Here is a 10,749-nt window from a genome sequence, read left to right as displayed (position 1 = left end):
CCGACCACGACACCGACCGGGCCGCGTCAGGTGACCTATTCGGTGACCGGGACCAAGGCGCCGGGCGACATCATCTCGGTGACCTACGTCGATGCGTCCGGGCGGCGGCGCACCCAGCACAACGTGTACATCCCGTGGTCGATGACCGTCACGCCGATCTCACAGTCCGACGTGGGCTCCGTCGAGGCGTCCAGCCTCTTCCGGGTCAGCCGGCTCAACTGCTCGATCACCACCAGCGACGGCACGGTCCTCTCGTCGAACACCAACGACGCCCCGCAGACGAGCTGCTGATGGTCAGCAGATATTCGGCGTACCGCCGCGTGGCGGGGGACGACACCATTTCGCCCGACGTGGTCGACCGCATCCTGATCGGGGCGTGCGCCGCCGTGTGGCTCGTGTTGCTGGGGGTGAGCGTGGCCGCGGCCGTCGCGCTGGCCGACCTGGGGCGCGGCTTTCATAAGGCGGCCAGCAGCTCCCATAGCACCTCGTGGGTGTTGTACGCGGTGATCATCGTGTCCGCGCTGATCATCGCCGGGGCGATCCCGATGCTGCTGCGGGCCCGCCGGATGGCGCAGACCGAGCCGTCCGCGCGGGGGATGACCGCGCCGAACCGCCCCCCGGTGCGGCTGATGTCGCCGGCACCGCGGACCGCGGCGGAACGGGCGCGGCAACCCAGGGTGCAGGCGCCGGCTGCCGAGACCGACGCCGAGTGGTCGGGCGAGGCGGTCGATCGGGTCTGGCTGCGCGGCACCGTGCTCCTGGTGACCGCGATGGGCGCGGCGCTGATCGCGGTCGCGACGGCCACCTATCTGATGGCCGTGGGCCACGACGGGCCGTCCTGGACCGCCTACGTGGTCGCCGCGGTCATCACCGCCGGGATGCCGGCGATCGAGTGGCTGCACGTTCGCCAGCTGCGCCGGGCCGCCGAGGCGGCATAGCCGCGCAGCAGGCGCGCTACGACGCCTTGCCGTACCTGCGCACCAACTCGTCCTCGCCGAAGGTGCTGGTGTGCTGCGTGCCGTTGGCGTCGCGCCCGAAGAAGGTCCAGCGCCGGGGGGTGCTCTGCGGCCCGCTGATCATCTTGACGGTGTAACGCTGCGGCGTGGGACGCACCGTGCCGATGATGTCGCCGACGCGGATCTTCGAAGGATGGATCCCTGGTGCGTCGCCCCAGTCCTGTGTCGCCATTACGCCCGTCCTCACCGTGTCGGCCCCCCGCTCACCAGGACAGCGCCACGGTCAGGCCCTCGCCACTGTAGTGCACCGGCGGGGCCGGGGCAGGTCGTTGGCCATCGGGAGCGGTCGCCCGGTCACCCTGGCCGCGCCGTGCGCGCACCGCTGGCGTAGCGTCGAGAGCGAGCCGTTTCGTTGTCAGCGGTGTTGTGCGCGATCGAGCGGATGGCACCCACGGGCAATGCGATTCCTCCGTCCGCCCCGCGCTCGCCGGGGCGAACGACGCCGACGTGAAGGGATCCGCCAGTGGTCGTCGCGAATCTGCCCGGCCTCCTCAGCCAGGTCCTTCGATGATCGAAGTGTTCGAGCGCCGGCGCCGAGCCAACCCCGTCCGGCTGTCGGTGGCCCGCGAACTCGGCCGCGCCATCGACGGCGCGTGGTGGCCGCGCGCGGACCGCATCACCAACGAACTGCCCGAGCTGGTCGCCGTCCTGACCCCGTTGCTGGGCGGCATCAGCGCGATCAACGTCAACTGGCCGCCGCTGCAGCGGCCGCCCGACCTGAACTGGTCGGGCTGGGAACGCAAGCGGCAGCACGTGATGACGTTCGTCGGGGACGACTCGCGCATCAACCTGCTGGTCATCCCGTACGCGACCAACAGCGCGCTGGCGCTGATGGTGCTGCGCTGCGCGGCCAACCTGCCCGTCGAAGCTGGCGACCAGATGAAGCCGGCCTTCCTGACCGCCGGCTCCATCCTGCGGGCCGCCCTGCAACAGTGCGCCACCGCCGGCACCGAACCGGTGCGAGGCTAGTGGTGCTCGCCGTTCTCGCCGTTCTTGCCGTTCGACGAACCGACGATGCTTTCCTGATGCTCGCGCAGCGCGGTGAGGGCGCGTTGCTCGGAGCTGTGCGCGGCCTCGCGTAGCGCCGCGTCCTCCGACGCCGGGTCGGCGAACAGGAAGCTGCCGCTGCCCGGTGAACCCGCCGAGCCCAGCTTGTTCATCCGCTTGGGCAGCGCCGTGCCCTGGTACTCGAGCGGAATCGGGTGACCGTGGTCGTCGACGGGGCCGAGCGGCTGATGCAGCTCGATGTAGGCGCCGTGCGGCAGCCGCTTGATGATCCCGGTCTCGATCCCGTGTGCGAGCACCTCACGGTCGCTGCGCTGCAGCGCGATGCACCATCGGTAGGCGGCGAAGTAGACGATCGGCGGCAGGACGACCATCCCGATCCGCCCGATCCACGTCGTCGCGTTCAGCGAGATCTGGAACTTCAACGCGATGATGTCGTTCATCGCGCTCAGCGTCAGCACCATGTAGAACGCGATCGCCATCGCGCCGATCGCGGTGCGCACCGGCGCATCCCGCGGCCGTTGCAACAGGTTGTGGTGCGCGTAGTCGCCGCTGAACCGCTTCTCCAGGAAGGGGTAGATGATCAACAGGACGAAGATGAGCCCCATCAGCAGCGCCACCCAGACGGGGGCGGGGACGGTGTGGTGCCAGAAGTAGAACTCCCACGGCGGCCAGATACGCGCCAGGCCTTCCGTCCACATCATGTAGAAGTCGGGCTGCGAGCCGGCCGAGACGTGAGATGGCTTGTAGGGGCCCAGGTTCCAGATCGGGTTGATCTGCAACAGCCCACCCATCAGACCGAGCACGCCGACGATCGCGGCGAAGAACGCGCCGGACTTGACGGCGAAGATCGGCATGACGCGCACACCGACGACGTTGTGCTCGGTGCGGCCCGGCCCCGGGAACTGGGTGTGCTTCTGGAACCACACCATCGCCAGGTGCAGACCGATCAGCGCCAGGATGATCCCGGGAAGCAGCAGGATGTGCAGGGCGTACATGCGCGGGATGATGGTGCCCACCGTGGCGCACTCGTTACCCACACCGCCGCACGGGAAGTCACCACCGAACAGCGCCCAGTGCAGCCAGGTGCCGATCACCGGCATGCCCAGCGTGATCGAGGAGAGCGCCGCCCGCAGCCCGATGCCCGAGAGCAGGTCGTCGGGCAGCGAGTAGCCGAAGTAGCCCTCGAACATCGCCAGGATCAGCAACAGCGAACCGATGACCCAGTTGGCCTCGCGGGGCCGGCGGAACGCGCCGGTGAAGAAGATGCGGGCCAGGTGCACCATGATCGCCGCGGCGAAAATCAGTGCGGCCCAGTGGTGTACCTGACGCACGAACAGGCCGCCGCGCACCTCGAACGAGATGTCGAGGGTCGAGGCGAACGCCTTGGACATGTCCACACCGCGCAGCGGCTGGTAGGCGCCGTTGTAGGTGATCTCGGCCATGGACGGGTCGAAGAACAGCGTCAGGTACACGCCGGTGAGCAGCAGCACGATGAAGCTGTACATCGCGATCTCGCCCAGCAGGAACGACCAGTGGGTCGGGAAGACCTTGTTCAGCTGCCGGCGCACCGCCGCCGAGGGGTGATAGCGGGTGTCGATGTCTTCGCCCTGACGGGCCAAGACCTCACCGATCTTGGGCGGTTTCGGGGGACTCAGTTTGGGACTCATGATGTCGTCCTCTCCCAGAATGCCGGTCCGACGGGCTCGATGAAGTCACCGTTGGCGACCAGATACCCGTTGGTGTCGATCGTGATGGGCAGCTGCGCCAGCGCGCGGGCCGCCGGGCCGAAGATCGGCTTGGCGAAATGCAAGGCGTCGAACTGCGACTGGTGACAGGGGCACAAGATCCGGTAGGACTGCTCCTCGTACAGCGAGGCGGGGCAACCCAGGTGGGAGCAGACCTTCGTGTAGGCGAACAACTCGCCGAAGTTGAAGCTCTCCTGGCCCTGGCGTTTGACCACCCGCGGCATGTCGGACGGCCGGACCCGGATGAGCATCACGGGGTTGCGGACGCCCTGGTTGATGGCGCGGAGCTTTTCCTGCGACTCCGGGGTGGTGCCGTCACCGTCGGACTCGCGCCAGGGAAAGACGGTCTCCATGCCGCCGGCGTCGAGATCCTCCGGGCGCATCTTGATGAACGGCGACGCGCCGGCGGAGCCGGTGGCCCGGGCGAGGAAGATGGTCTCGCCGGCGTAGCGGGGCGTCCAACCGGACGTCCACAGCACCGCCTTCTTCCCGTTGGCGGTGGGCACCACCGGTTTCCACGGGTTCTTGATCAGCCCACCGGCGAACGCCACCAATGTCGACAGGCCGAACGCGCCCAGGCCCAGGCCCAGCGACATCCCGATCACCTTGCGTCGCCGGACGGTCGAGCCGTCCAGGGCGTCGGTCAGGTTGGCCACGACCGTCTTGCGGTCGATCTCCCGGGAGGCGCCGTCGTGCCGCTCCTGGATCGAAATCTCTTCCGGGATGAACCTTTTCTGGTACAGGATGGTGCCGACGGCGATCGACAGGATCGACATGCCGAAGGTCAGCCCGTACAGGGGAGTGGTCAGGTCGTACAGCAGGCTGCCGGGCGCGGCCTTCGGCTTGTACTCCCACGGCCAGAACAGGAAGATCAGCAGCAGTGCCAGGCCGAAACCGCCGCCGAGCAACAGCCACAGGGCGACCCCCCGCTCGGCGCGCTTCTCGGCCTTGGTGCCCTCGACGGGCCAACGGGGTTCCTTGACGATGGTCTCGACGCCGTCGAGCTTGCCGCCCAGCGCGACCAGCTCCTGCTGCGACATGGCGGCCAGGGCGGCCTCGTCCGGTTCGTTCGACGCGCCGCCCTTGTCGGTGTCAGAGCCGCGAAAGTCGTTCTCGCTCATGATGATCGTGCCCCAATCCACAGTGCCAAACCGATGGCGGCGACCATCCCGATGATCCACGCGGCCATGCCCTCGGGTGCGGGCCCGAATCCGCCGAGGCCGTACCCGCCGGGCTGGCGCTCTTCGGTGACCGCCTTGATGTAGCCGATGATGTCCTTCTTCGCTTCGAAGGACAGCTGGCGGTCGGAGAACTTCGGCATGTTCTGCGGGCCGGTCCGCATCGCCGCCAGGATCTGCTGCTCGTTGGCCGGCTCGAGGTTCGGCGCGTACTTGCCCGACGACAGCGCCCCGCCCTTGCCGGTGAAGTTGTGGCAGGAGGAGCAGTTCAGCCGGAACAGGTCACCACCGCGGCCGAGGTCGTCGCCGCGCAGCGACTTCATCGCCAGGCTGCCGTCCGGGTTGCGCACCGTGGTCGGGCCGCCGCCGTTGGCCTGCACGTACGCGCCCAGGGCGTCGACCTGCGCCTCGTCGAAGATCGGCTCCTTGCGCGGCGCCTGGGCCTCGCCCGTCATCGCGGGCATCCGGCCGGTCGACACCTGGAAGTAGACCGCCTCCTCGCCGACGCCGATGAGGCTCGGCCCGCGGTCGGCCACGCCCTGCAGGTTGGCGCCGTGGCACGACACGCACGACGTGTCGAACAGCTGCTTGCCGGTCCGCAGTAGCGCCGAGGACGACTCGTCGGCGACGGCCACCTGCGGGCGCGGCGTCAGCACGGCGGCCAGCCCGCCGGCGATGGTCAGCGCGATCAGCAGCAGCAAGCCGCCCGACAGGCGGCGGCGCAGCCGCCGTCGTGAGCGATCGCTCGCGGCTTTTCGCGCCTGCCCTTGTCGCGGCTTCCGGTTTCGCATGGACCCCAGTTTCTCCAACCGAGTACTCCTGTTCATTCCTTTATTCGGAGCCGCCGGCTCATCGGATGAAATAGATCACGGTGAACAGCGCGATCCACACGATGTCGACGAAATGCCAGTAATAGGAGACGACGATGCTCGCGGTGGCCTGCGCCGGGGTGAACTTGCTCATCCCGGTGCGGGCCAGCAGGAAGATGAAGGCGATCAGACCACCGGTGACGTGCAGCCCGTGGAACCCGGTCGCCAGGTAGAACACGCTGCCGTAGGCGCTGCCGGGGATGGTGGTGCCGTGCGTCGCCAGGTGGTAGTACTCGTAGCCCTGCCCGCAAACGAAGAACAGGCCCATCAGGAACGTGATCACGTACCAGCGGCGGAGCCCGAAGACGTCGCCGCGTTCGGCCGCGAACACACCCATCTGGCAGGTGAACGACGACGCGATCAGCACGAGCGTCACCGGCACGGCCTGATAGAGGTTCAATTCGGTCGGCGGCGGCGGCCACTTGCCGCCCGACTGGGCACGCGCGGTGAAGTACATCGCGAACAGGCCAGCAAAGAACATCAGCTCGCTGGAGAGCCAAACGATGGTGCCGACACTGACCATGTTGGGTCGATTCAACGAATGAACCCGCGACGTGATTGCAGTACCTGAGGTCCCTACAGCGCTGGTCACATCCGCAAGTATGACGCTTTGTAGTTGTTCAACTCCACCCGGGGCGGCATTTGATGTTTTCGCGTCGCGGCCGCGCCGTGAGCGGGGGGCCTTCCGCGCCGGTTGGGGGAGGTGCCGCCGCCGTGGGACCATCGGCGCGTGGCTCTGTCATCTGAGGCTTCCGCCCCCGGCGGTGGCGGCGCGGGCGCGACGCCGGCGGCGCCGTCGTGGCCGCGGATCCTGGCCCGGCTGATGGACGGCCAGGACCTGCTGCGCGGCCAGGCGGCCTGGGCCATGGACCAGATCATGGCCGGCGAAGCGAGCCCGGCCCAGGTGGCCTCCTTCGCCGTGGCGATGAAGATGAAGGTCCCCACGTCGGCCGAGGTCAGCGAGCTGGCCGAGGTCATGCTCAGCCACGCGCGCCCCATGCCCGCCATCCGCGACGACGCCGTCGACATCGTCGGGACCGGCGGCGACGGCGTCAACACCGTCAACCTGTCCACCATGGCGGCGATCGTGGTCGCGGCCGCGGGCGTGCCGGTGGTCAAGCACGGCAACCGCGCGGCGTCGTCGCTGTCCGGCGGTGCCGACACGCTCGAGGCGCTCGGCGTGCGCATCGACCTCGAACCCGACCGGGTCGCGCAGAGCCTGGCCGAGGTGGGCATCGGGTTCTGCTTCGCGCCGCTGTTTCACCCGTCCTACCGGCACGCGTCCGCGGCGCGCCGCGAGATCGGCGTCCCGACGGTCTTCAATCTCCTTGGGCCGCTTACCAATCCGGCCAGACCGCGGGCCGGTCTGATCGGCTGCGCGTTCGCCAACCTGGCCGAGGTGATGGCCGGGGTGTTCGCCGCGCGCCGGTCCAGCGTGCTGGTGGTGCACGGCGACGACGGGCTCGACGAGTTGACCACGACCACCACCAGCACGATCTGGCGGGTGCAGGCCGGAACGGTGGACAAGCTGACCTTCGACCCCGCCGGATTCGGTTTTGCCCGAGCCGATCTCGACGATCTGCTGGGTGGGGACGCGGTGGCCAACGCGGCGGAGGTGCGGGCGGTGCTGGGCGGCGCCACGGGCCCGGTCCGGGACGCCGTCGTGCTCAATGCCGCCGGGGCGATCGTCGCCCACGCCGGGCTATCCAGCCGCGCTGAATGGCTGCCGGCGTGGGAGGACGGGCTGCGGCGCGCCGGCGCGGCGATCGATTCCGGCGCCGCCGAACAGCTGCTCGCGCGATGGGTGCGGTTCAGCCAGCAGGTGTGAATCGTGTTGGGCCGCTTGCGCCGCGATCTGCTCGTAGGCCAGCCGCGCCGACCGCGCCGTGGCCGCCCACTGCGCCCACGGGCCGGCCGAGCGCAGCGGCGAAGCCCAGCCCGCGGCGTCGGGGGAGTCGTCGACGCGGACGATGCGCACCCCCGGGCCGGCCAGCCAGCGGGCGATCAGGGCGGATTCCTCCACCAGCGCTCCGCCCAGGGGCGCCGCCGTCGGCAGAATCGCTTGCGCCCCAGCCACAATCGCGTCGACCACCGGCATCGGGGGCACGCCGCGCCTCGCGGAGCCGGACGCGGCGAGCTGGCCGTGCCGGACCACGGCGAGGTGGTAGCCGCCCTCCCCGTCGGGCGCGGCGGCGATCAGCTCGGGCAGCGTGGCCAGGGTGCGCAACCGCTGACCGCGCCAGAGAATCTCCACCGCGGTGGCGGTGCGGTCGCGCAGGCGGGCGGCGTTCTCGAAACGGCGTCGTTCGGCGAGCGCGGTGACCTGATCGACGGCGGCCGACAGCGCGGCGTTGTCCATCCCGTCGATCAGCGCGGCCACCCGCGCCACGGCCGCGGCGTATTGCGTCGCGGTGATATTGCGCGCCGCGGGGCAGGGCGACACCTCCGCCTCGGCGCAGGCCGGTCCGTGCAGGACCGTGCGTCCCAGCCGGGCCGTGCAGGTCCGCAGGCCGGTGAAGCGGGCCAGCAGGGCGGCGGTGTCGGCGGCGTCGGCGCGGGACCGGAACGGCCCGACGGCGCGGTCGTGGCGGGGCGCTCGCACGACCGCGAGCCGTGGGAACGCCTCGTCGGTGAGCGCCACCCACCACCAACGGTGCGGGAACCTCGACCGGCGGTTGTAGGGCGGGGCGTGCGCGGCCAGCAGCCGCAACTCGCGGACGCCGGCCTCCAGCGCGTGGGCGCACTCAACGTGGTCGACGGCGGTGGCCAGGTTGACCATCTCCTTCATCCGGCCGCGCGGGTCGGCGCCGGTGAAGTACTGGCCGACCCGGCGGCGCAGGTCGACGGCGGTGCCGACGTAGAGCACCTCGCCCGACGGTCCGCGAAACAGGTAGACACCCGGCCGGCGGGGCAGGCCCTCGGCAAGGACCCGCTTGCGCCGCTGGGTCGGGGTGACGTCCGGCAGGTAGGAGCGCAGGTCGGCGTAGGTGTGTACGCCCTGGTTACCCACCCGCTCGATGAGCGCGTGCAGCACCTCGACGGTGGCGCGGGCGTCGTCGAGGGCGCGGTGGGTGGGCTGGGCGGCGACCGCGAACAACCGCGCCAGGGCGCCCAGCCGCACGCTGGGGGCCTCCTCGCGGCTGAGCACCCGGCGGGCCAGTCGCACGGTGCACAGGACCTTCGGTCGCGGCCAGGCGATATCGCAGCGCGCCGCCGCGGCGCGCAGGAACCCGATGTCGAACCCGGCGTTGTGGGCGACCAGCACCGCGTCACCGGCGAACTCCAGGAACATCGGCAACACCGCGTCGATCCTCGGAGCGTCGGACACCATCGCGGTGGTAATGCCGGTCAGCCGCACGATCTGCGGCGGGATGCTGCGCTCCGGGTCGACCAGCGTGGCGAACTCGCCCAGCACGACGCCGCCGCGGACCTTGACGGCCCCGATCTCGGTGATGGCGTCGGGCGCGTTCCCGCCGGTGGCTTTCGTGCGCCCGCCGGTGGTCTCCAGGTCCACCACCACGAAGGTGGTGTCGCGCAGCGAGACGCCGTCGTCAGCGGCGGCGGCGAAGGATGATCCCAACTCGGCGAAGCTGAGCTGAGTCGCGCCACCGGCACCCATGGCCGCGACGTTAAGCCCCGCCACCGACACCCGGGCGGGTCCCACGCCGAACGGGCCCGGCCGCGTGCCAGCGAAAACGCCGCGCGGCCGGGTTGTCGGTGGCTGGGGATACCGTTCGGGGAGTCCGACCTGACGTTCGCATTGCCTGACCGAGAGGACCGACCTGATGGCACGAAGCAGTGGGCCCGACAGCACCGGCGCGCTGACGCCGGACGCGGGGGCGCCGGTGGTGATCGACTGTGACGACTGCGCGGTCCGCGGACCCGGGTGCCGCGATTGCGTCGTCAGCGTGTTACTCGGGGTCCCGGAAACTTTGTTGGAGGACGAGTGCGCTGCGTTGGCGGTGCTTGCCGATGTCGGCCTGGCGCCGCGATTGCGGCTGGTGCCCATCCGCCGCGAGCGTGATTCTGGCGTGGCCTAAGACGCTTGCGTGCCAAAGGTTTACGAGGGGGTCGACGTCGTTCACACGATAATGACAGAAATCTTTCCAATTTCTTAACCGCTCGCTTTGGACAAACGTCGATATCGTTTCGTAACCTGTTTGAGACCTAAACCAGCTCGACGGCGCATGGCTCGTCGATGGCCGTTTAAGGAAGCAAAATCTTGAGGCTTGACTCTAGATACCCGTTTGCGCGTGTCCTCACACGATCTGCCATCGGGACGCTAGCGGGCTTCACGGTGTTATCCGGCGTCCTTGCCGCGCACGTCTCTGCCGACCCGGCCGATGACGCGCTGGCGAAGCTCAACCAGCTGTCCCGCCAGGCCGAGCAGACCACCGAGGCGATGCACAGCGCGCAGCTCGACCTCAACGACAAGTTGAAGGCCCAGCGCGCCGCGGACAAAAAGCACGACGACGCCCAGGCCGCCGTCGACGCGGCCAAGGCCCGCCTGGCGTCCTACCAGGGCGCCGTCAACAAGCTCGCCGCCGCGACCTACATGGGTGGCCGCGTCGACGGCATGACGGCCATGCTGACCGCGGGTTCGCCGCAAGGGCTGATCGACAAGCTGGCCATGCAGCGGCAGATGGCGACGCAGATGGCCGACCAGATGGCGAACTTCCGGGCCGCCGGCGCGCAGGCCGCCAAGGCCGAACGGGAAGCCGCCAAGTCCGCCGCCGACGCGAAGAGCGCCGCCGAGCAGGCCGCCGCGGTGCGAGCGAGCTTGCAGTCCAAGCAAAGCCAGCTGCAGGTGCAGATCGCGGTCGTCAAGTCGCAGTACGTTTCCCTGTCCCCCCAGCAGCGCACCGCGCTCGCCGAACCCGGTCCGGTCCCGGCCGGTCTCCCCGTACCCGGCGCGCCCGCGCCGGAGGCCGCG

General features: G+C 69.7%; 10 protein-coding genes and 2 pseudogenes. 6 read left to right on the top strand and 6 right to left on the bottom strand.

Going from position 1 to position 10,749, the window contains the following annotated elements; all coding sequences use genetic code 11:
- Together HMPREF0591_RS21770 and HMPREF0591_RS21765 are read left to right on the top strand one after the other, a co-directional pair.
- Positions 1-291 (top strand): MmpS family transport accessory protein (locus HMPREF0591_RS21770; RefSeq protein WP_007170823.1); only part of this gene is annotated, 291 nt, incomplete at its 5' end.
- Positions 291-938, top strand: coding sequence for a DUF2561 family protein (locus tag HMPREF0591_RS21765; RefSeq protein ID WP_007170822.1), 648 nt, complete (start codon positions 291-293; stop codon positions 936-938). The genes HMPREF0591_RS21770 and HMPREF0591_RS21765, both read left to right, overlap by 1 nt.
- A 16-nt stretch (positions 939-954) precedes the next feature.
- Here the strand turns inward: HMPREF0591_RS21765 and HMPREF0591_RS21760 are convergent, their stop codons facing one another.
- Entirely contained in the window at positions 955-1,188 is a 234-nt protein-coding gene (locus HMPREF0591_RS21760; RefSeq protein WP_007170821.1) for a hypothetical protein, read from the bottom strand.
- A gap of 335 nt (positions 1,189-1,523) precedes the next feature.
- On the opposite strand from HMPREF0591_RS21760, the gene HMPREF0591_RS21755 reads away from it, so the two are divergent.
- Complete coding sequence (locus HMPREF0591_RS21755; protein ID WP_007170820.1) at positions 1,524-1,985, top strand: DUF5994 family protein; 462 nt, start codon at positions 1,524-1,526, stop codon at positions 1,983-1,985.
- Here the strand turns inward: HMPREF0591_RS21755 and qcrB are convergent.
- The 4 genes from qcrB to ctaE are packed head-to-tail and all read right to left on the bottom strand — an operon-like array spanning position 1,982 to position 6,408.
- Entirely contained in the window at positions 1,982-3,691 is a 1,710-nt protein-coding gene (gene qcrB / locus HMPREF0591_RS21750) for a cytochrome bc1 complex cytochrome b subunit (RefSeq protein WP_007170819.1), read from the bottom strand. The two genes, HMPREF0591_RS21755 and qcrB, sit on opposite strands and share 4 nt — an antisense overlap.
- Entirely contained in the window at positions 3,688-4,890 is a 1,203-nt protein-coding gene (gene qcrA, locus HMPREF0591_RS21745) for a cytochrome bc1 complex Rieske iron-sulfur subunit (protein ID WP_007170818.1), read from the bottom strand. The genes qcrB and qcrA overlap by 4 nt, the downstream gene beginning before the upstream one ends.
- A complete protein-coding gene (gene qcrC / locus HMPREF0591_RS21740; RefSeq protein WP_425270231.1) occupies positions 4,887-5,756 on the bottom strand; it encodes a cytochrome bc1 complex diheme cytochrome c subunit in 870 nt (289 codons plus the stop codon). The genes qcrA and qcrC overlap by 4 nt, the downstream gene beginning before the upstream one ends.
- 40 nt (positions 5,757-5,796) lie before the next feature.
- Complete coding sequence (gene ctaE / locus HMPREF0591_RS21735; RefSeq protein WP_040623608.1) at positions 5,797-6,408, bottom strand: aa3-type cytochrome oxidase subunit III; 612 nt, start codon at positions 6,406-6,408, stop codon at positions 5,797-5,799.
- Between the two features lie 138 nt (positions 6,409-6,546).
- Between ctaE and trpD the strand changes: the two genes are divergently transcribed.
- A complete protein-coding gene (gene trpD, locus HMPREF0591_RS34070) occupies positions 6,547-7,644 on the top strand; it encodes an anthranilate phosphoribosyltransferase (RefSeq protein WP_083802051.1) in 1,098 nt (365 codons plus the stop codon).
- On the opposite strand, the pseudogene HMPREF0591_RS21730 reads toward trpD, so the two are convergent.
- Positions 7,582-9,435: pseudogene (locus tag HMPREF0591_RS21730) on the bottom strand (DEDD exonuclease domain-containing protein); the annotation flags it as partial. The gene trpD and the pseudogene HMPREF0591_RS21730 overlap by 63 nt on opposite strands.
- A 166-nt stretch (positions 9,436-9,601) precedes the next feature.
- On the opposite strand from HMPREF0591_RS21730, the gene HMPREF0591_RS21725 reads away from it, so the two are divergent.
- Entirely contained in the window at positions 9,602-9,856 is a 255-nt protein-coding gene (locus tag HMPREF0591_RS21725; RefSeq protein ID WP_007170813.1) for a hypothetical protein, read from the top strand.
- Positions 9,857-10,038: 182 nt separating this feature from the next.
- Positions 10,039-10,749 (top strand): annotated as a pseudogene (locus HMPREF0591_RS21720) (peptidoglycan hydrolase RipC); the annotation flags it as partial.

Source organism: Mycobacterium parascrofulaceum ATCC BAA-614 (assembly GCF_000164135.1).
Classification (GTDB): domain Bacteria; phylum Actinomycetota; class Actinomycetes; order Mycobacteriales; family Mycobacteriaceae; genus Mycobacterium; species Mycobacterium parascrofulaceum.
Note: the sequence above shows the minus strand (reverse complement) of the source record. Positions and strands in the feature narration are given on the sequence as shown.